This window comes from Streptomyces sp. NPDC030991 (genome assembly GCF_055571235.1).
The window spans coordinates 222,014-244,234 of record NZ_JBVIFR010000003.1 but is presented as its reverse complement, the minus strand read 5'-3'; the positions used below and the strand labels follow the sequence as shown (position 1 = coordinate 244,234).

Sequence of the window (22,221 nt, the reverse complement as noted above, 5' to 3'; positions counted from 1 at the left end):
CGGCCTGCGCCGCGCGTACGCCGTCCGGAGCGCGGGAAACCGCGCGCCCGGCCCCGAAGGGCCGGCACCCACAGCTCCCCGCGCTCACGCCCGGCTAGTCGACCTCGGCCACCGCCTGCGCGAACTGCGCCTCGTACAGCCGCTGGTACGCACCGCCCGCGTCGACCAGGTCGTCGTGCGAGCCCTGCTCCACGATGGCCCCGTTCTCCATGACCAGGATCGTGTCGGCATCGCGGATCGTCGAGAGACGGTGCGCGATGACGAACGAGGTCCGGCCGGCGGCCAGCCGTGCCATCGCCTGCTGGATGAACACCTCGGTCCGGGTGTCGACGGAGCTGGTCGCCTCGTCGAGCACCAGGATCACCGGGTCGGAGAGGAAGGCCCGCGCGATGGTGATGAGCTGCTTCTCACCGGCGCTGACCCCCGTGCCCTCGTCGTCGAGCACGGTGTCGTACCCGTCGGGCAGCGTCCGGATGAACCGGTCCGCGTGCGCGGCCTTCGCCGCGGCCTCCACCTCCTCGCGGTTCACGTCCTTCGCGGCGCCGTAGGCGATGTTCTCCGCGATGGTCCCGCCGAACAGCCAGGTGTCCTGGAGGACCATGCCGATGCCGGCCCGCAGCTCGTCCCGCTCCATCCGCGCGATGTCGACCCCGTCGAGCGTGATCCGCCCGCCGGTGACCTCGTAGAACCGCAGCAGCAGGTTGACGAGCGTGGTCTTGCCCGCGCCCGTCGGCCCGACGATGGCGACCGTGTGGCCCGGCTCCGCGGTGAGCGACAGGTCCTCGATGAGCGGCTTGTCCTTCTCGTAGCGGAAGGCGACATGCTCGAACTCGACGTGCCCGCGCAGATCGGCCGGCTTCACCCCGGGCGTGGGGTCGGCCGACTGCTCCTCGGCGTCGAGCAGTTCGAAGATCCGCTCGGCCGAGGCGACGCCCGACTGCACCAGGTTCGCCATCGACGCGACCTGCGTCAACGGCATCGAGAACTGCCGCGAGTACTGGATGAACGCCTGCACGTCCCCGATGGAGAGCGTCCCGGACGCCACCCGCAGCCCGCCGACCACGGCCACCAGCACATAGTTCAGGTTCGAGATGAAGAACATCAGCGGCTGCATGACGCCGCTGTTGAACTGGGCCCTGAACGACGCCTCGTACAGCGCGTCGTTCTGCTCGGCGAACTGCTCCGCCGACTCCTGCTGCCGCCCGAACACCTTCACCAGGTTGTGGCCGGTGTACATCTCCTCGATGTGCGCGTTCAGTTTGCCGGTGGTCCGCCACTGCTGCACGAACTGCGGCTGCGAGCGCTTGCCGACCTTCGCCGCGACGAGCACCGACAGCGGCACCGTCACCAGCGCGACCAGCGCGAGCAGCCAGGAGATCCAGAACATCATCACGAGGACGCCGACGATGGTCAGCAGCGAGTTGAGCATCTGCCCCATCGTCTGCTGCAGCGTCTGCCCGATGTTGTCGATGTCGTTGGTCGCCCGGCTCAGCACCTCGCCGCGCTTCTGCTTGTCGAAGTACGACAGCGGCAGCCGCGCCAGCTTCGCCTGCATCTCCTTGCGCAACTGGGCCACCGCCAGGTTGATGACCCGGTTGGCGAGACGGGTGCCGACCATCATCGCGAAGCCCGCCACCGCGAACACCGCGAGCGCGATCAGCAGCACCTGCCCGATCGCGTCGAAGTCCACACCCCGGCCGGGGGTGAAGTCGACGCTGCCGAGCATGTCGGCCATGCCGCCGTCGCCCTTGGCCCGCAGGCCCGCGATGACCTGCTCCTTGGTCCGACCGGCAGGCAGCCGCCCGCCGATGATCCCGCCGAACAGCAGGTCGGTCGCGTGGCCGAGGATCTTCGGCCCGACCACCGAGAGACCCACGCTGACCAGGACCGCGCCCAGCACGGCGCCGACCGCCGAGCGGTGCACCGCCATCCGTGTGAGCAGCCGTTTGCCGGAGCCCTTGAAATCCATCGACCGCGAACCGGGCGCACCGGCCGCCATCCGTGCCGCCATCGGCCCGCTCATCAGGCGGCCTCCGCTTCCGTCAGCTGGGAGAGGACGATCTCCCGGTAGGTCTCGTTGCCGGCCATCAGCTCGTGATGGACCCCCTCGCCGACGACCCGGCCCTCGTCGAGGACGACGATCCGGTCGGCGTCCCTGATCGTCGAGACCCGCTGGGCCACGATCACCACGGTCGCCTCCGCCGTCTCGGCGCCGAGCGCCCGGCGCAGCGCGGCGTCGGTGGCGTAGTCGAGCGCCGAGAAGGAGTCGTCGAAGAGGTAGATCTCCGGCCGCTGCACGAGCGTGCGCGCGATGGCCAGACGCTGGCGCTGACCACCGGAGACGTTCGTCCCGCCCTGCGCGACGGCCGCTTCGAGGCCGCCTTCGAGCTTGCTGACGAACTCCTTGGCCTGCGCCACCTCGAGCGCGTGCCACAGCTCCTCGTCGGTCGCGTCGGGCCGCCCGTAGCGCAGGTTCGACGCGACGGTCCCGGAGAACAGGTACGGCTTCTGCGGCACCAGCCCCACGGTCCGCGCCATGAGGACGGGATCGATCTCGCGGACGTCCTCCCCGTCGACGTACACGACGCCCGCGGTGGTGTCGTACAGCCGCGGCACAAGGCCGAGCAGCGTCGACTTGCCGCTGCCCGTCGAGCCGATGATGGCCGTGGTCTCACCGGGGCGCGCGACCAGGTCGATCCCGCGCAGCACCGGCTCCTCTGCGCCCGGGTAGCCGAAGTCCGCGCCGCGGATCTCCAGGTGCCCGTGGCGCCGCAGCGCGCGTACGGAAGCCTCCGGGGCGGGCGGTACGACGCTCGACTCGGTGTCGAGCACTTCCTGGATGCGCTCGGCGCAGACCTCGGCGCGCGGCACCTGCATGAACATGAAGGTGGCCATCATCACGCTCATCACGATCTGCATGAGGTACGCGAGGAAGGCCGTCAGGTCGCCGATCTGCATGGCCCCGCCGTCGATGCGGTGGGCGCCGAACCAGACGACGGCGATCGACGCGATGTTCACGATCGTCATGACGAACGGGAACATCAGTGCCATGATCCGCCCGGTCGCGAGCGACGTCTCGGTCAGATCGCGGTTCGCCTCACCGAACCGGCCCTTCTCGAAGTCGTCGCGCACGAAGGCGCGGATGACGCGGTTGCCGGTGATCTGCTCGCGCAGCACCCGGTTCACGGTGTCCAACTTGACCTGCATGGACCGGAAGAGCGGCCGCATCTTCCGGATGATCAGCGACAGCACGATCGCCATGACGGGCAGCACGGCGAGGAGCACGCCCGACAGCGGCACGTCGAGCCCGAGGGCCATCACGACACCGCCGACGCACATGATCGGCGCCGACACCATCAGCGTGAAGGAGAGCAGGGCCAGCATCTGGACCTGCTGCACGTCGTTGGTGGTCCGGGTGATCAGCGAGGGCGCCCCGAAGTGGCCGACCTCGCGCGCGGAGAAGGACTGCACGCGGTCGAAGACGGTGGCGCGCAGGTCGCGCCCGAGGGCCGCCGCCGTCCGGGCACCGAAGTACACGGCGCCGGTGTTGCAGACGACCTGGACGACCGTGACGGCCAGCATCAGGGCGCCGAACTCGAGAATGTAGCCGGTGTCGCCGTTGACGACGCCGTTGTCGATGATGTCCGCGTTCAGGGTGGGCAGGTACAGCGCGGCGCAGGTCTGGAGGAACTGCAGCAGCACCAGTAGCCCGATGGGTTTCTTGTACGGACCCAGACAGGTCCGCAGGAGTCGTATGAGCACGCTCGGTCTCTCGGTCGACGGTCTTGAGGACGCATGGATCCCTATCGTCGGACACTCCACCCGCGTTACCTCAACCGATTGACCCAAGAGCGCTCAAAGATCGGCCCATGCCGGCTCTGCGCCCCCCGGGTGGGCCGGTCCTAGGAGAACGCCCCGGGGTGGATCTGCTCCCGCACGGACCGGTACTGCTGGCGCACTGCCTGCCCCACGGCCGCCTCCTCGCCCGGCTCGAAGACCTGCGCCGCCGCGCCCTGCCACAGCGGCAACTGCCCGCTCAGCGCCCACGCCGCCTGCCGCGCCGCGCCGATCGCCGCGTAGTCCGCGGGCTGCGGCACCACGACCTGCGTCCCGAACAGCATCGGCGCCACGGCCTGCACCGTGTGCAGCTCGGCGGCGGCGCCGAGCAGGAAGACCCGCCGGATCTCGACGCCCCGCCCGCGCAGCACGTCCATGGCGTCGGCCAGAGCGCACACCATGCCCTCGAAGGCGGCCCGCGCGAGATGCTCGGGCCGCATGGACTCCCGGCGCAGCCCGCTCAGCGTCCCGGCGGTATGAGGCAGATTGGGCGTCTTCTCGCCCTCCAGATACGGCAGGAGTACGAGTCCGTGGGCGCCCGGCGTCGACTTCATGGCCAGTTCGGACAGCTCCTCGAGACCGCCGTCCAGCCCCAGCATCTCGGCGGTGCCGCGCAGCGCCCGCACGGCGTTCGACGTATGGACCACCGGCAGATGCAGGCCCGTCGCGTCGGCGAGCGAGGTGATGGCACCACTGGAATCGACGAGCGCCTCGTGGTGCACGGCCATCACGGACCCGGAGGCGCCGAGCGACACCACGGCGTCCCCGGCCCGCATCCCGAGCCCGAACGCGGCGGCCATCGTCTCGCCGGTCCCGGCCGAGATGATCAGCCCCTCCGGCGTCGTCCCCGCCGCGTCACCCGGGCCGAGGACCTCGGGCAGCATCGCCTGGCGGCCGAGGGCCAGCTCCACGAGGTCGGGCCGCCAGGAACCGGTGGCGGCGGACCAGTACCCGGTCCCGGAGGCGCCGCCCCGGTCCGTCGTCCGCCGCGCGGGGCGCCCGAGAAGCTGCCACACCAGCCAGTCGTGGGCCTGCATGAGCAGCGCCACCCGCTGGGCGTTCTCCGGCTCGGTGCGCGCCAGCCACCGCAACTTGGCCACCGGCTGCGCCGCCTGCGGTACGCATCCGACGGCGTCGGCCCACGCCTCGCGCGAGCCGAGCCGGTCGATCAGGTCCGCGGCGGCGGCCTGCGCCCGCTTGTCGCCGCCGACCAGGGCGGGGCGCACCGTGTTGCCCTGGTGGTCCAGTGGCACGAGCGCGTTCTGCTGCGCGGAGACCCCGATGGCCTGCACGCCTTCGAGCAGCCCGCCGCCCGCGGCCTCGCCCAGCGACAGCAGCCAGGCCTGGGGGTCGACGTCGGAAGGGCGCCCGCCGCCCTCCACCGGGTCCAGCGGATGCGGGGCGTACCCCTGCCGCAGTACGGCCCCGGTGTCGGAGTCACAAACCACAATGCGCGTGAAATCGGGCGAACTGTCCAGCCCGGCGACTATCCCCATGCCGGAAATTCTGCCGCACCGCCGGCCCCACCCGTACCGCGGCGTCCGCCACGGCGGGTGGGGCCGGCTTCGTCACGTGTTGCTGGTGCCCCAGTCGTCGCTCCCGCCCGTGCCGCCGCGCTCGCGCAGCGAGCGGACCCGGCCGGCCACCGACTCCGGCACCCGGTGCTCGACCTTCTCGCTCACCGTGTGGAGGGCCTTGCCCGCGTAGGTCCGCGTCTGCTGCGCCGCGGACTCCGCGGTGTTGCGCACGGCGGGGTTCTGGGCAACCTCACGAGCGGCCTTCTTCAGCTTCTCGTACCTCTCGCGCCCGGCGCGCGTTCCCAGCACGTAACCGAGGGCCAGACCGGCGATGAATGTGAGCCGGTAGCGCATGACGGCCACCCTTCCGTAGCTAGTCGTGATCACTGAGGGGATACCGATTGGCGGAGCACCCCCCTGCTTGCGCTAATGTATGTGTCGCAGCGAGCGCCCGCCGCCTGGCAAGTACCCAGGTGGGTTCGTTCGAAGCAAACGAAGCAATCCCCTGTAGCTCAATTGGCAGAGCAGCCGGCTGTTAACCGGCAGGTTACTGGTTCGAGTCCAGTCGGGGGAGCTCGATCTCCTGTAGCTCAATTGGCAGAGCAGCCGGCTGTTAACCGGCAGGTTACTGGTTCGAGTCCAGTCGGGAGAGCCACGGAACAAGCCCTTCGGAGACCCCTCCGGAGGGCTTTTTCGTACGGGGTTCGTGCCTGGTGGAACCGCGTGCGCGCCCGCGGAGTCCTCAAGGTCGTGCAGAGCCGGACCATTCGAGGCAGGAGATCGTATGAGCGGCTATGCTGCGGCAGAAGGCGCGCACATTTGTGCGCGGCACGCCGTACGGGGCGGTAGCTCAGCCGGTTAGAGCAGCGGACTCATAATCCGTCGGCCGTGGGTTCGAGTCCCACCCGCCCCACCACAGCAGAAACGTCGTGACCTGCGGAAACGCCATTTTGAAGCTAGCTGGACACTACCCTTCGCTGCACGAACGCTGCACCGACTCGTCGTAGTCTCCTTCATATGGCTTACGTCAGGGCCAACGAACGGCTCAGCGGCGACCCCTCCTACACGGTGATGTGGCGGACTGGTGGCTCCCGAAAGGGACAGACCCAGCGCGAGACCTTCGACGACGAAGAGGCGGCGAAACGTTTCCGCGACCTGGTGAACGGTCACGGACAGCAATGGCCGCCGGGGTGGTTCAAGGGCGAGGGCTTCGTCAAGCCGGGCGAGCCTGAGATGCCGGACTCAGAGAAGTTCTCTGTCTACGCGCACGCCTACGTGGGGCTGCTGACAGACGGCCGCGCGGAGGGCGACGATGACGGCGCGGATCGCGCACGCCACCGCCATCGCCCCCAGACCAACGGCGGCCATCCAAAGACCAGTGGAGTGCGGACACCGCGACATACGGGCGTAGCGGCGAGTCCATCGGCACGCCATGCCGAGCGCGTACATGAGGTACAGGCCCGCGCCGCCGTAGAAGAACGCGATCTGCGGCGTTGTCATGTCGGCCGTGCTGAAGGAGCCGGCGAACGTCTCGTGAGGCACCGATTCGGCCGCCACGGTGATCGCCACCGCGACGACCGCGACCAGGAGGCCTTCCTTGCGGGCCCTGCGCCGACCGGCTTCCTCGTCCGCGGCGGAGTAGAGGTAGAAGCACATCAAGAAGTACACCGCGAGAAGCAGCAGCACGTTCTGGATCAGCTTCGCCGTCCCGTGGCCGGCGACAGTGTCGACGCCCGATGCGCCGCCGGGCATCGCTACGGGGTACGAGAGCGCAGCGCAGAGCAGGCAGAGGGTGACGGAGCGAAGAGGTCCGTCGTGCGGGCTTCGCTTCCACTGGTAGAGCTTCCAGACCAGAGCGGCCAGGAGCCCCAGAAGCAGGAGTTCCACGTTCTACAGCCATCCTCGCCGGTCGCCGAGAGCTGCCTCGACCCGCCGCAGAGCGGGATCATCGGCCGGAGGAGTGGAAGACGCGAGCAGAGCCGACCATTCCAGGATGATGGTGGCCACGAGCTCGACGGAGCACTCTTCGCCGTCGTCGTATGAGCAGCGGTGAGCGATGCGCTTGACCGCCTCGGTGCCGAAGACCGGCATCATGGCGGCCCACCCCTCGACGTCGACGGCCCCCGCGTCATCTACATCTGGCGTCCGCGTCTCCACCTGGTGGGCGGTGTCCTCGGCTGCCCTCTCGTTCTCCGCCACGAGGATGTGCCCGACCTCGTGCAGGATGATCCCGTCCTGATGCAGGTCTGTGTCGTCTCCTGCTGGTACAGGATCACGTCGTAGGTGTCGTACTCCGCCCACATGCCCGAGGGGCCGGGCTTAGGCAGCGGGGCCGCGCGCAGAAACAGGGGGCGCCGGCGCCGTCGGCTCAGCCTCTCGCAGAGGTCGTGAACGTCGAGCGGGGGAGTGACCCCGAGATCTTGCAGCTCACGCCGAATCAGTCGGTGCAGATCCTTCTCCACCGTCCGGGCCGCGGCTGAGCGCCAGCGCCCAAGACGTCGGCGATCGGCTCCGCCTTGAACAGGAATCTCAGCCTCCGCCGCGTTTCGACCACTCTTATCCGACCACACTGAGTAATCCCTCCAACCGGCAGGTGATGGCTCCCCCGGCGAATCCCGGGTAGCGGTGTGCCAGGTTGACGGTGGCCGCTGGGCCACGCTCGAAGGCGTGGCGGAGGTGCACACGGATGACGTTGCCGTGCAGGATGCGGTTGTCCGTTACGGAGCGCGATATGGGCGCACGCCTGCCCCGGACCCCGAGCGGGTGGTCATCTGGATCTCGGTCGACCGGGCCCTTGGCCAGACCGTGGGGAGCCGACCGCGAACGGCGCAGGCCGCTGCGTAGTCGCAGGCGCTACGGGTGGGCAGCGGTCCCCGCGGGTGCGGGGTGCAGATCCTTTACGCGTCAGGTCTGTCGTAGTCGTCGGGACCATCCCCGCGGGTGCGGGGAGCAGCCTGACAGGTAGCGGCGGCGGCTCGCGGTGCCGGGACCATCCCCGCGGGTGCGGGGAGCAGACGTCGACGTTCGCCGTCCGCCCATCCAGGGCGGGACCATCCCCGCGGGTGCGGGGAGCAGGGCGCGCACGTTGAGGGCGAGTGCGCGGAGGAGGGACCATCCCCGCGGGTGCGGGGAGCAGGACCACGCCACGCGCGCAGGCTTTCACGCCGCGGGACCATCCCCGCGGGTGCGGGGAGCAGCGCGCGAGGATCGCCTTGATCGCGTCGATGATGGGACCATCCCCGCGGGTGCGGGGAGCAGACGCGCTGACATTCCGGTCCGGGAACAGCTGAGGGACCATCCCCGCGGGTGCGGGGAGCAGGTTCTTGAACAACTCGCGCGCGGCGCCCCGGGGGGACCATCCCCGCGGGTGCGGGGAGCAGAACGGCCGCCTGCGCCTGGAAGCAGCCGCCGCGGGACCATCCCCGCGGGTGCGGGGAGCAGGCGGGACTCCTTCGGTTAAGCGGCGTCGGCGAGGGACCATCCCCGCGGGTGCGGGGAGCAGCTGCCGCTTGTCGTTGTAGACGCGCCGGACCAGGGACCATCCTCGCGGGTGCGGGGAGCAGTCGTCGGCCGGGCTGTCCTCGTCGGGCTGGTGGGGACCATCCCCGCGGGTGCGGGGAGCAGGACTTCACCCAACGCCCGGTCGGCAACGCCCCGGGACCATCCCCGCGGGTGCGGGGAGCAGGCTGCGCCCGGTCATGCCGCCTGCTGTTCGGGGGGACCATCCCCGCGGGTGCGGGGAGCAGTCCCGCTACATCTCCGGGCCCCTCGGCCGGTCGGGACCATCCCCGCGGGTGCGGGGAGCAGGCCGTCTTGTTCCAGACGGGGACGATGCCCTTGGGACCATCCCCGCGGGTGCGGGGAGCAGGCGGCGAGGTAGAGGGCGACGCGCTGGCTGGAGGGACCATCCCCGCGGGTGCGGGGAGCAGGACCGTGGGGATCGCCGCAGTGAGCGGCTGCGGGGACCATCCCCGCGGGTGCGGGGAGCAGAAGAACGGCATCGGCCACGGAGCCGTGTCCATGGGACCATCCCCGCGGGTGCGGGGAGCAGACGGACCCGTACGGGGCGGCCTCGACGCTGCGGGGGCCATCCCCGCGGGTGCGGGGAGCAGGCCGAGCCGCGTGCGCCCGACCACGTGACGCCGGGACCATCCCCGCGGGTGCGGGGAGCAGGGCGCGGATGCGGCAAATCACGAGACCTTCTTGGGACCATCCCCGCGGGTGCGGGGAGCAGCGACGAGGTCACCGCGAAACTTGCTGCGATCGAGGGACCATCCCCGCGGGTGCGGGGAGCAGACGGGAAGGGAGCCATGCCCCGCTCAGGCACCGGGACCATCCCCGCGGGTGCGGGGAGCAGGGTGACCTCCGCGCACATCACCTGAGCCATGCGGGACCATCCCCGCGGGTGCGGGGAGCAGAATTCCCGGCTGAGGGCGAGATCCGCGCGGACGGGACCATCCCCGCGGGTGCGGGGAGCAGCCGGATCAACTCCATGGAGTTGCCCCGGAGTTGGGACCATCCCCGCGGGTGCGGGGAGCAGTACCTGGCCGATCCCCGCATCGCGGCCAGCGAGGGACCATCCCCGCGGGTGCGGGGAGCAGGCTGGGGAAGAACAGGGCGGCCGGCATCGCGGGGGACCACCCCCGCGGGTGCGGGGAGCAGCCTTGGCAGTGTGGGTAACACTGTCGGGCGCCGGGACCATCCCCGCGGGTGCGGGGAGCAGAATTCCCGGCTGAGGGCGAGATCCGCGCGGACGGGACCATCCCCGCGGGTGCGGGGAGCAGCTCTGGGCCCTGCTGTGCGTCATGGCGGGCCCGGGACCATCCCCGCGGGTGCGGGGAGCAGCTGACGCATGACACAGAAGAGTACTGATCTCTGGGACCATCCCCGCGGGTGCGGGGAGCAGGCCGCCTGTGCGCACCCCGGGGTGTCGGACCCGGGACCATCCCCGCGGGTGCGGGGAGCAGAGTCGGCGTCAACTGCCGTAGCAGTAAGGCCAGGGACCATCCCCGCGGGTGCGGGGAGCAGGCCCTGCCGGGGCCTTCGCGCCCCGGCACCCGGGGACCATCCCCGCGGGTGCGGGGAGCAGACTCGCCACCGCCACCACGGCCTCCGCCGCGAGGGACCATCCCCGCGGGTGCGGGGAGCAGACTGCGTGAGCTGCGGGTTTAGGCGGCGCGGGACGGAGTTTCGCGCGCTTTCCTAGATTCGGTCATAGCTCCCATAAGCCCACGTTATTCCGTTCCGAGCGACGTGAATGCGTGGATCCCCGCACCTTAGCGTTGCGCCGGATAGGCCGTGTGGGAGCAAAGCCGAGCGAGGATGGGGCTGTTTAGTCGTTTTGGTCTGGCAGGCGCGGTTGCCGTGATAGTTACTCTGCATGATCGGTGGGGGTGCCGGGCAGACACTGCTGTCACGGCTGAGTGGCTTAGCACGGTCGGTGTGGGCGAAGCATGACCGCGACAGTGACGGCTGGATGCCGTTGTGGCGGCACATGGAGGACAGTGCCGCTGTCGCGGGTCTGCTGTGGGATGAATGGCTGCCTGCGAGTGTGCGTCGAGTAATTGCCGCTGCTTTGCCGGGTGGTGAGGCGGACGGGCGAGCGTTGGTGGTGTGGCTGGCGGGGGTGCATGACATCGGTAAGGCCACGCCGGCGTTCGCCTGCCAGGTGGAGCTGTTGGCCGATGCGATGCGGGCTGCAGGGCTGGAGATGCGCTCGCGGCAGGCGATGGGGTCCGACAGGCGAGTGGCGCCGCATGGGCTGGCCGGACAGCTGTTGCTGGGGGAGTGGTTGGAGGAGCGGTGCGGCTGGCCGGCGCGGCAGGCGGGACAGTTTGCGGTGGTGGTGGGCGGCCATCACGGGGTGCCGCCGGAGCCTGGTCAGGTCAAGGCACTGTTCGAGCATGAGGAGTTGCTGCGGACACCAGGTGCGAGCAGCGAGTTGTGGCGGCGGGTGCAGACGGAGCTACTGGATGCGTGCGCGGAGCGGTTCGAGGTCGGAAGACGGCTGGCCGAGTGGCAGGGGGTCAGGCTGTCGCAGCCAGCGCAAGTGCTGCTGATGTCGGTGGTGATCGTTGCGGACTGGATCGCCAGCAACCCGGAGCTGTTCCCGTACTTTCCTGAGGCTGCGGCGCAGAGCGGCCAGCAACGGTTGTCGGCGGCCTGGCGGGGGCTGGATCTACCGGCGCCTTGGTCGGCGCGGGAGCCGGCCGAGCCGGTGAAGGAGCTGTTCGCAGCCCGATTCCATCTGCCTGAGGGGGCTGCAGTGAGGCCCGTACAGGCGGCCGCGCTGGAGCTGGCCCGGCAGATGCCGGTGCCGGGACTGATGATCGTCGAGGCGCCTATGGGGGAGGGGAAGACGGAGGCGGCGCTGGCAGTGGCAGAGGTGTTCGCGGCGCGCTCGGGTGCGGGCGGGGTGTTCTTCGCGCTACCGACGATGGCCACAGGCAACGCGATGTGGCCGCGTCTATTGGACTGGATCAAGCAGCTCCCCGGCGCGGACCAGGCACGTCATTCGGTGCAGCTGGCGCATTCCAAGGCCGCGTTGAACGAGGAGTTCGCACCGCTGCTGGCCCGCAGCGGATCTATCGCTGCCATCGAGGTGGATGGTGCCGTCGCCGCGCCGAGCCGATCACGCGGTGCCGCGGTGGGCGCGGGCGAGATGGTGGCCCATGCGTGGCTGCGCGGCCGAAAGCGGGCGATGCTGGCCTCGTTCGTCGCAGGAACCATTGATCAACTGCTGTTCGCCGGGCTGAAGAGTCGGCATCTGGCGCTGCGCCACCTGGCAGTGGCGGGCAAGGTGATCGTGATCGACGAGGCGCACGCCTACGACACCTACATGAGTGCGTATCTGGACCGGGTGTTGGGCTGGCTGGGCGCCTACCAGGTGCCGGTGATCGTGTTGTCGGCGACGCTGCCCGCCGGGCGGCGTCGGGAGTTGCTAACGGCGTACGCGGGCGGTGAGGTCGTGCACAGCGGCGACGAGGTGGTGCACGCGGGCGCGTACCCGGTGTTGACGGCCGTCGTGCCGGGCGGCACCCCGGTGGTGCGGTGCCCCGAGCCTTCGGGCCGGGGCACGGACGTGTACGTGGAGCAGCTCGCCGACGACGTCGATTGTCTCGCCCGGCGGCTGGAGCGGGAGGGTGCGGACGGCGGCTGCATTTTGGTGGTCCGCAACACGGTCCGGCGGGTGCTGGAAACCGCTCGGGTGCTGCGCGCGCGGTTTGGCAACGACGCTGTCACGGTGGCGCATTCCGCGTTCGTCGATGTGGACCGCGCGGCGAAGGACCGCGATCTGCTGCGCCGCTTCGGGCCGCCCGGCAAAGCGACGGACCGCCCGGATGGTTTGCACATTGTGGTGGCCAGCCAGGTGGCCGAGCAGTCCCTGGACGTGGACTTCGACCTGCTGATCAGCGATGTGTGCCCGATCGACTTGCTCCTGCAGCGAATGGGCCGACTGCACCGACACCAACGCGGCACGGGTCAGGAGATGCGGCCGAAGCGACTGCGGCGTGCGCGGTGCCTGCTGACCGGAATGGACTGGGAGGCACCGGTGCCCCTCCCGGTGCGGGGGTCAGTCGCCGTCTATGGGACGTACGCGCTGCTGCGGTCGGCGGCGGTCCTGCTGCCGCACCTGGAGGGCGGGCGGCGGCCGGTGCGACTGCCGGCCGACATCAGCCCGCTGGTCCAGGGCGCCTACAACGCGGACCCAGTGGGGCCTGCGTCTTGGCAGTCGGCGATCGAGGAGGCGAAGGGACGGTTTGAGGCGTATCAGGCGGACCAGGCCGAGCGGGCGGCGGCATTCCGACTAGGCGAAGTGGGCCGCGCGGGTAGGCCGTTGCTCGGGTGGGTGGCGGCTGGAATCGGCGACGTGGACGACACCCGGGTGGGGCGGGCGCAGGTCCGCGACAGCCGGGAGGGCCTGGAGGTCGTGGTCGTGCAACGGCGCGCGGACGGTGTGCTAGTGACCCTGCCGTGGCTGCCCAAGGACCAAAAGGGCCGCCAGCGCGGCGGCCTCGTCCTGCCCCAGGACCAGCCGCCGCCACCGTTCACGGGCCGGGTGGCGGTCAGTTGCGGGCTGCGACTGCCGCTGCAGTTCTCCTACGCCAAGACGCTGGACGCAGCGATCGCGGAACTGGAGCAACTGTATGTGCCCGCCTGGCAAGGCAAGAACAGCCCTTGGCTGTCCGACCAGCTCATTCTCGCGCTCGATGAGGACTGTCAGACCCAACTGGCAGGCTACGGACTTCACTACAGCCCCGAGAACGGCTTGGAGGTGACTCGTGGCGAAGAACGTCCCTGACGGGGCATTGAATGCCCCGTCAGGTGTGTCCCCGCAGGAGCGGGGAGCAAGGTGCTACGTCCCGTCAAATCGGGACCATCCCCGCAGTCGCGGGGAGAAGGACCTCGGTCTCGCTGCACTTATCTTGCACATCGCTGATCCGGCCCGTGAACGTAGCCGAGTCGCTTCGCAGTTACTCAGTCTGCAGCATCGTGTGGATCCCTGGGCGGGTGAGGCTCCCTGCTCGCCCAGCGAGCCATCGGCAGGCACACAAAGGCGGAGACCGAGCCCGCCAGAGTCGCGCTGTCCTCCGGGCCCACCAGTGGCAGCCATCGCCCCATCAAGAGGACCAACGCGAACGTCGCTACAACGGCGACGGTCCCTAACGCCCATCGTAACCATCCAGACACTCAACTCGCGCCCCGTTAAATCGTTTCGGCGTCCTAGAAGGTACTCTGGAGACGTCAGGGAAGGGTGTCAAACGCTGCTGCTCACAGCGAAGTTGACCTTGCGCGGCCGGGCTGGAGGAGCCAGCTGCCGTCGTGGGGCGCAGGTGTCTACGAGCCCGGGGAGACCGTGTGACTGAATTGGATGAGAACCACAACCCCGGGTCCTTCGATCTGACACGCCAGCGTTGGATCGGCGCTATGGCGTGCGACGGCGCGCAGAAGAACCTGTCCTTGGCCGAAGTATTCGTGCAGGCAGGCGGATTGCGCCGGATCGTCGGAGATTTGCCGACGCAGGAGTTCGCGCTGCTGCGCCTGTTGCTGGCCGTCGCCCATGACGCGCTGGACGGGCCCGGGGACATTGACGACTGGGTGGACTTGTGGGAAGACCCGGAGTGCTTCGCGCCGGTAGGCCGTTACTTGGAAGCCCATCGTGAGCGCTTCAACTTGCTGCACCCGGTTACCCCGTTTCTCCAGACGGCGGGGCTGCGGACGGCACGGGACGAGGTGTTCTCGTTGAACCGGATCGTGGCTGATGTGCCCAATGGGGAGGCGTTCTTCACTGCGCGGATGCCGGAGGTGGAGCGGCTGTCGTTCGCGGAGGCGGCCCGATGGGTGGTGCACGCACACGCCTATGACACCTCCGGGATCAAGACCGGCATGGTGGGTGATGCCCGGGTCAAGGGCGGCAAGGTGTATCCGCTGGGTACCGGCTGGGCCGGGGCGCTCGGCGGGGTGTTCGTGGAGGGGCATACCCTGCGCGAGACATTGCTGCTGAACCTGATCGCAGCCGACACGGACAGCCTGGACTTTCCGGCTGCCGACCGGCCGGCTTGGCGGCGTGAGCCGTGCGGACCGCAGGGCGGCGAGCGCACCCCGGATGGAGTGCGGGATCTGTACACCTGGCAGACGCGGCGGCTGCGGCTGCAACACGACGGTGAGGGCGTCACCGGCGTCGTGCTGGGCTATGGGGATCCGCTTCCGGCCCGCAACCAGCACCGCCGCGAGCCGATGACTGCCTGGCGACGCAGCCAGGCGCAGGAGAAGAAGCTAGGCCGCTCACCCGTCTATCTGCCGCTCGAACATGATCCGGCGCGGGCGGCCTGGCGCGGGGCAGAGTCACTGCTGGCCGATAGGCCGGTGCCCGGCCAAGGAGCGGAGGCGGCCGCGCGGCTGCGACCCGGGGTGCTGGAGTGGATCGCCCGGCTAGTCACCGACGGCGCGTTGCCGCGCCATTTCCTCGTCCGGGCACGGGTGATCGGCGCGGTGTACGGCACGCAGCAGTCCGTCATCGACGACGTAGTCGACGACCACCTGGCGATGCCGGTGGTGCTGCTGCACCGACGAGAGCGTGCCTATGGCCAGCAGGCGATCGATGCGGCCAGGGATGCCGACGAAGCCGTGCGCGCGCTGGGCGATCTCGCCACCGACCTGGCCCGGGCATCCGGCTCGGACGGGGCTGGGGCGCGCACCGCTGCACGGGAGACGGGCTTCACCGCTCTGGAGAATCCCTACCGGCTATGGCTCGCGAGTCTGGCAGAGACCGGGGATCCGTTCGCGCAGCGCGAAGCCTGGCAGACGGACGTGCACCACCTGGTCGTGCGGCTCGGACAGCATCTGATCGCGCAGGCGGGCCCGGCCGCATGGCAGGGCCGTACCGTGACCGCGAAGACAGGCACGCTGTGGCTCAACGCCGGCCTGGCCGAACGATGGTTCCGCGCCCGTCTGGCCACCGCGCTGGGTCAGACCACCGAAGCAGTCCCACAGCAACAGGCCGTCAGCGGCGCACCGGCAGAGCCGGACTCCCCACCATCCGTCACCGATCTGGAGGTGCCCGCATGACGAGTGCCACCGACACCCCGAAGGTTCGCGAGCAGGTGGCCAGCCTCGCGGCTTCTCACATCGTCTCCTGGCAGTGGGGCTACCTGCAGGACAAGTCCAAGGACGTGGCGGCGCTGGCCCGGCTGCGCCGTGGCGCGGGCCGCAGCGCCGGAGCCCTGCCGGACCTGTGGACGCTGATCGACACCAGCGTGCTGCACACCCAGCCGGAGGGCGCTCGCCCGTTGCGCGAAGGCGAACTAGTGCGCGCGGAAGACGCGTTGCACACGGCGATCACCTTGTGGGCGTTGCACCAGCAGTCCCGGCCCTCCGGCATGCACCGCCGCACAGAAGCCCGCCGCCCCACCGGCCTGGGCGCTGCGGTACGGCGACTGATGCCGCCCGGTGAGATCGACGACGCCGTGCGCAAGCGCTTGGTGCGCGCGGGCAGTGCGCCCGACCTGACCGCCCTCGCCCAGCGGTTGCGGGACCTGGTCGTGCTGTTGCGCCGCAAGGATGTCCCGCTCGACTACGGCCAGCTCGCCGGGCAGTTGTATGCCTGGCAATGGCCCGGTGGCGCGGATCAGGTCCGCACCGAGTGGGGCCGTTCCTTCCACGCCTGGCAGGAGCCCGCCGCCAACGCCACTATTCCCGCCGGCCCGACCGCGGAACCCACCTCCGCCGCCCCTACCGCCCTCGCCCCCTCGGACAGCGACAAGGACATGCTGTGAGCCGCATCTTTCTGGACGTGCACGCCCTGCAGACCGTCCCGCCCAGCAACCTCAACCGGGACGACACCGGCGCCCCTAAGACGGCCGTTTACGGCGGCGTCCCCCGCGCCCGGGTCTCCAGCCAAGCGTGGAAGCGGGCCACCCGCACCTACTTCAGCGACGAGGAACTGCTGAGCCCCAGCGAACTTGGTGTACGCACAAAAAAGATCGTCGAGCTGATCGCCGGGCAGATCACCGCCCTCGACAACACGGTCGCTGAGGAGCAGGCCCTGGTGCTGGCGGATGAGACGGTCAAGGCCGCCGGGCTGAAGACCGAGGTGCCCAAGCGGAAGGCGGACGCTGCCAAGGAGACCGGCACCGCGGCCGCTCCCGAGGCGAAATACCTGGTCTTCCTCAGCGCCCGACAGATTGACGGCCTGGCCCGCCTCGCCCTGGAAGGCGCCGACGACATCACCGCCTATCTCAAAGACAAGAAGCACAAGGAGCAGGTCAAGGAGATCGCCGACAGCCGGCACTCGGTCGACATCGCCCTGTTCGGCCGGATGGTCGCGGACGCCGCGGATTTCAACGTCGACGCGGCCGTCCAAGTCGCACATGCCCTCAGCGTGCACCGGGCGGACAACGAATCCGATTACTACACGGCTGTTGACGACGAGAACCGGGAGGAGGAGACCGGCGCCGGAATGATCGGCACCATCGACTTCAACTCCGCCACCCTCTACCGCTACGCCGCCTTGGGAGTGCACCAGCTCGCCGCCAACCTCGGCCACGGCCTGCGCGAGGACGAACCCGCCAGCCAGCCGGTGCGCCGGGCGGTAGAGGCGTTCCTGCACGGCTTCATCGCCTCCCTGCCCACCGGAAAGATCAACACGTTCGGGCACCACACCCTGCCCGACGCCGTCATCGTCAAGCTGCGCACCACCCGCCCCATCAGCTTCGTCGCCGCCTTCGAAGACCCGGTCCGCGCCGAGGACGGCGGCCACCTGCGCGAGGCCGCCGACCGGCTCGCCGCCTACGTCCCCGACCTCGAACGCGCCTACGGCCAGCCGGACACCACCCAGACCTGGGTACTGCGTGTGGGCCCGCACACCCGGCCGCTGGCGGACCTGGGTTCCGAGTCCGACACTCTGGCCGGCCTCGTCACCGCGGTCGGGCAGGCGGTGGCCGACCGGATGGAGCGGGGCGCATGAGCGTACTCGCCCTGCGGCTGGCCGGCCCCCTGCAGTCCTGGGGAGCCTCCTCCCGCTTCACCCGCCGTACCACTGAGTCCGCCCCCACCAAGAGTGGTGTCGTCGGCCTGCTCGCCGCCGCCTGTGGTATCGACCGCGGCGACGATTCCCGCCTGGCGCCGCTCGCCGCGCTGCGCTTCGGGGTGCGCGTTGACCAGCCTGGCACCCGCATCCGTGACTTCCACACCGCTCACCACGCCGTCAGCGGCAAGTCGATGCCCCTCTCGGAGCGCTTCTACCTCGCCGACGCAGTCTTCGTCGCCGCCCTCGAAGGCCCGCCCGCGCTGTTGGCCGAGGTCGACCAGGCGGTGCGCACCCCGGTGTATCCGCCGTTCCTGGGACGCCGCTCGTGCCCGCCCGCCCTCCCGCTCGAACTGGGCATACACGAGGGAACGTTGACGTCCGTCCTGGAGCAGTTGCCCTGGCAGGCGGCCGCCTGGTTCCGCAGGCAGCAAAACACCGGCCGGTCGCAGGAGCAGGGGCGGCTGACCGTGCTGCACGAAGCAACCGCCGGTGAGCAGCACTCCTCCGACAGTTTGCGCGACCAGCCGGTCAGCTTCAGCGCGGCCCACCGCCGCCACGCGCTGCGCACCGTCGTCACCACCACGGTGCCCCGGCCCCCGCAAACGGCCTCCGTACATGACCCGTTCGAGGCGCTGGCCGCCGACCCCAACGACGAGAGCGCTTGATGTACCTCACCCGCTTCCGCCTCAACACCGCCCGCCCCGGGTCCCGCCGTTTGCTGGCCTCACCGCAGGCCATGCACGCGGCTGTCCTGTCCGCCTATCCCGACCTCATGCCCGGCGACAGCCCGGCTCCGGGCGCACCCCGGGTGCTATGGCGGCTGGATCAGCAGGCCCGCGCCCAGGTTCTTCTGTACGTTGTCAGCCCCACCGCACCGGACTTCACTCACCTGGTGGAGCAGGCCGGCTGGCCAGCCGCGGCCGCCGCAGATCCAGACAACCCCGGCTGGCAGACCCGCCTCTACACGCCTCTCCTCGAGCGCCTGACCGCCGGGCAGCAGTGGTCCTTCCGGCTCACCGCCAACCCCGTGCACACCATCCGCCGCACTAAGGACGAGCCCCGCAAGATCACCGCCCACCTCACCCCCGTGCACCAGAAGGGCTGGTTGCTCGACGAGCAGCGTCAGCAACGCGGCGGTTTTCGGATCATCGAAAAGCCCGCAGAGGCCCGCCTCCTGCCCGACGGCACTACTCATCAAGGCCGCCCGCACTCGGGGGACCGCTACGAGCTCGCGGTCACCGACACCCGTACCCTCTCCTTCGCCAAATCCCGCGAGGCGAAAGGCAGTCGCCAGGGCAAACCCGTAACGGTAGTGACCGCCACCTTCGACGGACGCTTGGAGGTCACCGACCCCACGGCGTTGCGCCGCACCCTCACCCAGGGGATCGGCAAAGCCCGGGCCTACGGTTGCGGCTTGCTCACTCTGGCTCCGCTCGCCCCCGCCCGTGAGGCGACGGCATGACGTCGGTCGCCAAGCGAGCGGCCCTCACCCCGCGCCAGCTCACCCGCGCCAGCGACCGCCTGTCCTTCCTCTATCTGGAGCGCTGCCTGGTGCACCGCGACGCCAACGCCATCACGGCCCAGGACGCGGATGGCACCACTCACATCCCGGCGGCCACCATCGGCACCCTCTTGCTCGGCCCCGGCACCCGCGTCACCCACCAGGCCATGTCCGTGCTGGGCGAAGTGGGCGCTGCCGTTTGCTGGGTCGGCGAACACGGCGTGCGCTACTACGCCTCCGGCCGGGCCCTCAGCCGCTCCTCGGCGCTGATGGAGGCACAGGCGAGGCAGTGGGTCAACCCCCGCAGCCGCCTGGGAGTGGCCCGCGCGATGTACCGACTGCGCTTTCCCGACGAGGACCCCGACGGGCTCACCCGCCAGGAACTCCTGGGCCGGGAGGGGCGACGCGTCAAGGACTGCTATCGGGCCCAGGCCGCCCGCACCGGCCTTCGCTGGCGCGGCCGCCGCTACACGCCCGGCGACTTCGCCAGCGGCGACGCCGTAAACCAGGCCATCACCGCCGCCGCCCAGTGCATGTACGGCATCGCCCACGCCGTTGTCACCTCCCTGGGCTGCAGTCCGGCCCTCGGCTTCGTCCACTCCGGCCACGAACTCTCCTTCGTGTTGGACATCGCCGATCTCTACAAGACTGAGGTCGGCATTCCCCTTGCGTTTGACGTAGCCGCCGAAAGCGAAGAGGACACCGGGCCCCGCACCCGGCGGGCCCTACGCGACCGCATCACCGAACTGTCCCTGCTCGACCGGTGTGTGGGCGACATCCAACGCCTGCTCCTGCCATCCGACACGGCCAGCAGCACTGCCACTTCTTCTTCAGTCGTCGACCAGGACGTGGTCACCCTCCACAGCGACGGCGGCCACCAAGTCCCCTCCGGCATCAACTACGGCGGCGACGGAACCGAGGATTATGGAGACGAACTCTGGTGACCGTCATCGTCCTCACCAACTGCCCCGCCGGCCTGCGCGGCTTCCTCACTCGCTGGCTGCTGGAAATCTCCGCGGGCGTCTTCGTCGGCAACCCCTCCGCGCGCATCCGCGACGCCCTCTGGTACGAAGTCGAACAGTACGTCGGCCAGGGCCGGGCCCTGCTCGCCCACACCACCGACAACGAACAGGGCTTCACCTTCCGCACCCACGACCACGCCTGGCACCCGACCGACCACGAGGGCCTCACCCTCATCCACCGTCCCGCTCCGAACCCCCCGGCCCTAAGCACACCTCCCCAGTCCGTCCCGCCGACAGGCTGGAGTAGGGCCTCCAAGCGTCGGCGCTTCGGACACAAATAACACGGAAATGTTCCTTCTGGCGTGTATGTCGTGGTCGAAGAAAGTACTCAAAAACAGGGGTCGTGGTTAGAAAACCCCCAGGTCATTCAGCCTGCTCCCCGCGCCTGCGGGGATGGTCCCCCGGGCTACCGAGAGGGTTTCCGTCCTCATCCCTGCTCCCCGCGCCTGCGGGGATGGTCCCCGTACCTCGGTCTACGTCCACGAGGGCACCTGCTGCTCCCCGCGCCTGCGGGGATGGTCCCGTGGCCGCGATGTTGGCCGCGTACTTTTCGGGCTGCTCCCCGCGCCTGCGGGGATGGTCCCCCGTTGACGGCAAGGCGTACATCGAACTGGGCCTGCTCCCCGCGCCTGCGGGGATGGTCCCGCCGTACGGGGTGGGCGTCACCTCCTTGATCTCTGCTCCCCGCGCCTGCGGGGATGGTCCCTGCTGGACCGCGCCTGGCTCACCCAGGCCATCCTGCTCCCCGCGCCTGCGGGGATGGTCCCAGAAGCCCCGCTACCGCGATGCCAAGGAAGCCCTGCTCCCCGCGCCTGCGGGGATGGTCCCGGTTGCGGGTCGCACCCCGTTCGGCGGGGCGGCTGCTCCCCGCGCCTGCGGGGATGGTCCCGCCTGGCAGCACGCCCTGCCGTCATGGGGCAGCTGCTCCCCGCGCCTGCGGGGATGGTCCCTTGTTCTTGATCGCCACGAGGATGCCGAAAACCTGCTCCCCGCGCCTGCGGGGATGGTCCCAGGCCCTCGACGGTGATGTCCCGCTGTGTGGTCTGCTCCCCGCGCCTGCGGGGATGGTCCCTCCCGCGCCATGCTCCGCAGTCCGTTCGCCAGCTGCTCCCCGCGCCTGCGGGGATGGTCCCTCGCGGGAGTTCACCGGCACCATGTCTTCCCCCTGCTCCCCGCGCCTGCGGGGATGGTCCCAGCATCGGCCTGGGCGAATTGGGCAGCGGCAACTGCTCCCCGCGCCTGCGGGGATGGTCCCGTGTAGCTGGTCCCGGGCTGGAGCCCGTCCACCTGCTCCCCGCGCCTGCGGGGATGGTCCCGTCCTCTCGACCAGGCGGACGGTGCACACGAGCTGCTCCCCGCGCCTGCGGGGATGGTCCCACCACGGACGGCACGGTGTGGCTGCGCAGCGACTGCTCCCCGCGCCTGCGGGGATGGTCCCATGCCGTACTGGCTGTCGGCGGTCAGCGTCATCTGCTCCCCGCGCCTGCGGGGATGGTCCCGGGCCGTTAACGGGTGTGGCGGCGGGCCTGTTCTGCTCCCCGCGCCTGCGGGGATGGTCCCTCCGACGCCGGCCACTCCCACGGCCGCCTGCCCTGCTCCCCGCGCCTGCGGGGATGGTCCCCGCCAGTCGCTACCGAGCCTGACCATGGTGGCCTGCTCCCCGCGCCTGCGGGGATGGTCCCAAGCGGGCGACCACCACCGACGATCAGGCCGGCTGCTCCCCGCGCCTGCGGGGATGGTCCCTCGACGGCGGTCGCAACGGCCTGAATCTCGACCTGCTCCCCGCGCCTGCGGGGATGGTCCCCAGCCGTGGAT

Annotated in this window: 14 protein-coding genes, 3 tRNA genes, 1 pseudogene and 2 CRISPR repeat arrays (1 of these 20 running past the window's edge); of the genes and pseudogenes, 12 read left to right on the top strand and 6 right to left on the bottom strand. The window is 70.1% G+C overall.

Annotated features, from left to right (window positions below):
- Positions 1–94: 94 nt before the first annotated feature.
- The 4 genes from ACZ45E_RS07290 to ACZ45E_RS07275 all read right to left on the bottom strand — a co-directional run bounded on the left by ACZ45E_RS07290 (position 95) and on the right by ACZ45E_RS07275 (position 5,708).
- Positions 95–2,023, bottom strand: a complete 1,929-nt coding sequence (locus tag ACZ45E_RS07290) for an ABC transporter ATP-binding protein (RefSeq protein WP_468217610.1) — start codon at positions 2,021–2,023, stop codon at positions 95–97.
- Positions 2,023–3,762, bottom strand: coding sequence for an ABC transporter ATP-binding protein (locus ACZ45E_RS07285; RefSeq protein ID WP_468217607.1), 1,740 nt, complete (start codon positions 3,760–3,762; stop codon positions 2,023–2,025). The genes ACZ45E_RS07290 and ACZ45E_RS07285 overlap by 1 nt, the downstream gene beginning before the upstream one ends.
- Before the next feature lie 140 nt (positions 3,763–3,902).
- Positions 3,903–5,333 (bottom strand): FGGY family carbohydrate kinase, encoded by a 1,431-nt coding sequence (locus ACZ45E_RS07280; RefSeq protein ID WP_468217605.1) that lies wholly within the window; start codon positions 5,331–5,333, stop codon positions 3,903–3,905.
- Between the two features lie 72 nt (positions 5,334–5,405).
- Entirely contained in the window at positions 5,406–5,708 is a 303-nt protein-coding gene (locus ACZ45E_RS07275; RefSeq protein WP_468217602.1) for a YtxH domain-containing protein, read from the bottom strand.
- Positions 5,709–5,855: 147 nt separating this feature from the next.
- Between ACZ45E_RS07275 and ACZ45E_RS07270 the strand changes: the two genes are divergently transcribed.
- The 3 genes from ACZ45E_RS07270 to ACZ45E_RS07260 all read left to right on the top strand — a co-directional run bounded on the left by ACZ45E_RS07270 (position 5,856) and on the right by ACZ45E_RS07260 (position 6,270).
- A tRNA-Asn gene (locus tag ACZ45E_RS07270) sits at positions 5,856–5,928 on the top strand.
- Positions 5,929–5,933: 5 nt separating this feature from the next.
- A tRNA-Asn gene (locus ACZ45E_RS07265) sits at positions 5,934–6,009 on the top strand.
- Between the two features lie 184 nt (positions 6,010–6,193).
- Positions 6,194–6,270 (top strand) — tRNA-Ile (locus tag ACZ45E_RS07260).
- A gap of 326 nt (positions 6,271–6,596) precedes the next feature.
- Here the strand turns inward: ACZ45E_RS07260 and ACZ45E_RS07255 are convergent.
- Entirely contained in the window at positions 6,597–7,241 is a 645-nt protein-coding gene (locus ACZ45E_RS07255; RefSeq protein WP_468217600.1) for an MAB_1171c family putative transporter, read from the bottom strand.
- A 3-nt stretch (positions 7,242–7,244) separates the two neighbouring features.
- A complete protein-coding gene (locus ACZ45E_RS07250; protein WP_468217597.1) occupies positions 7,245–7,553 on the bottom strand; it encodes a hypothetical protein in 309 nt (102 codons plus the stop codon).
- A gap of 405 nt (positions 7,554–7,958) precedes the next feature.
- Between ACZ45E_RS07250 and ACZ45E_RS07245 the strand changes: the two are divergent.
- The 9 genes and pseudogenes from ACZ45E_RS07245 to cas2e form a co-directional block, all read left to right on the top strand.
- Positions 7,959–8,198: pseudogene (locus ACZ45E_RS07245) on the top strand (pyridoxamine 5'-phosphate oxidase family protein); the annotation flags it as partial.
- 80 nt (positions 8,199–8,278) lie between these two features.
- Positions 8,279–10,504: a CRISPR direct-repeat array (repeat unit 29 nt; unit sequence GGGACCATCCCCGCGGGTGCGGGGAGCAG).
- Positions 10,505–10,734: 230 nt separating this feature from the next.
- Complete coding sequence (gene cas3 / locus ACZ45E_RS07240) at positions 10,735–13,656, top strand: CRISPR-associated helicase Cas3' (RefSeq protein WP_468217596.1); 2,922 nt, start codon at positions 10,735–10,737, stop codon at positions 13,654–13,656.
- Between the two features lie 626 nt (positions 13,657–14,282).
- Complete coding sequence (gene casA / locus ACZ45E_RS07235) at positions 14,283–15,923, top strand: type I-E CRISPR-associated protein Cse1/CasA (protein WP_468218259.1); 1,641 nt, start codon at positions 14,283–14,285, stop codon at positions 15,921–15,923.
- The gene (gene casB / locus ACZ45E_RS07230; RefSeq protein WP_468217594.1) at positions 15,920–16,630 is read left to right on the top strand and encodes a type I-E CRISPR-associated protein Cse2/CasB; all 711 of its coding nucleotides are present in this window, start codon (positions 15,920–15,922) and stop codon (positions 16,628–16,630) included. The genes casA and casB overlap by 4 nt, the downstream gene beginning before the upstream one ends.
- On the top strand, positions 16,627–17,820 hold the full coding sequence (cas7e, locus tag ACZ45E_RS07225) for a type I-E CRISPR-associated protein Cas7/Cse4/CasC (protein WP_468217592.1): 1,194 nt from the start codon (positions 16,627–16,629) through the stop codon (positions 17,818–17,820). The genes casB and cas7e overlap by 4 nt, the downstream gene beginning before the upstream one ends.
- On the top strand, positions 17,817–18,548 hold the full coding sequence (gene cas5e / locus ACZ45E_RS07220; protein ID WP_468217591.1) for a type I-E CRISPR-associated protein Cas5/CasD: 732 nt from the start codon (positions 17,817–17,819) through the stop codon (positions 18,546–18,548). The genes cas7e and cas5e overlap by 4 nt, the downstream gene beginning before the upstream one ends.
- Entirely contained in the window at positions 18,548–19,345 is a 798-nt protein-coding gene (cas6e, locus tag ACZ45E_RS07215; protein ID WP_468217589.1) for a type I-E CRISPR-associated protein Cas6/Cse3/CasE, read from the top strand. The genes cas5e and cas6e overlap by 1 nt, the downstream gene beginning before the upstream one ends.
- A complete protein-coding gene (gene cas1e / locus ACZ45E_RS07210; RefSeq protein ID WP_468217586.1) occupies positions 19,342–20,328 on the top strand; it encodes a type I-E CRISPR-associated endonuclease Cas1e in 987 nt (328 codons plus the stop codon). The genes cas6e and cas1e overlap by 4 nt, the downstream gene beginning before the upstream one ends.
- Positions 20,325–20,687, top strand: coding sequence for a type I-E CRISPR-associated endoribonuclease Cas2e (gene cas2e, locus ACZ45E_RS07205; protein WP_468217584.1), 363 nt, complete (start codon positions 20,325–20,327; stop codon positions 20,685–20,687). Before cas1e ends, cas2e begins: the two co-directional genes overlap by 4 nt.
- A gap of 91 nt (positions 20,688–20,778) precedes the next feature.
- A CRISPR array of direct repeats spans positions 20,779–22,221; the repeat unit is 29 nt; unit sequence CTGCTCCCCGCGCCTGCGGGGATGGTCCC; it runs 783 nt beyond the window's last position.

Excerpts from the sequence above, each read along its gene's own strand:
- ACZ45E_RS07290 (WP_468217610.1), bottom strand. The coding sequence starts at position 2,023 with ATGAGCGGGCCGATGGCGGCACGGATGGCGGCCGGTGCGCCCGGTTCG.
- ACZ45E_RS07280 (WP_468217605.1), bottom strand. The coding sequence starts at position 5,333 with ATGGGGATAGTCGCCGGGCTGGACAGTTCGCCCGATTTCACGCGCATT.
- ACZ45E_RS07275 (WP_468217602.1), bottom strand. The coding sequence starts at position 5,708 with ATGCGCTACCGGCTCACATTCATCGCCGGTCTGGCCCTCGGTTACGTG.
- cas3 (WP_468217596.1), top strand. The coding sequence starts at position 10,735 with ATGATCGGTGGGGGTGCCGGGCAGACACTGCTGTCACGGCTGAGTGGC.
- casA (WP_468218259.1), top strand. The coding sequence starts at position 14,283 with ATGGCGTGCGACGGCGCGCAGAAGAACCTGTCCTTGGCCGAAGTATTC.
- casB (WP_468217594.1), top strand. The coding sequence starts at position 15,920 with ATGACGAGTGCCACCGACACCCCGAAGGTTCGCGAGCAGGTGGCCAGC.
- cas5e (WP_468217591.1), top strand. The coding sequence starts at position 17,817 with ATGAGCGTACTCGCCCTGCGGCTGGCCGGCCCCCTGCAGTCCTGGGGA.
- cas6e (WP_468217589.1), top strand. The coding sequence starts at position 18,548 with ATGTACCTCACCCGCTTCCGCCTCAACACCGCCCGCCCCGGGTCCCGC.
- cas1e (WP_468217586.1), top strand. The coding sequence starts at position 19,342 with ATGACGTCGGTCGCCAAGCGAGCGGCCCTCACCCCGCGCCAGCTCACC.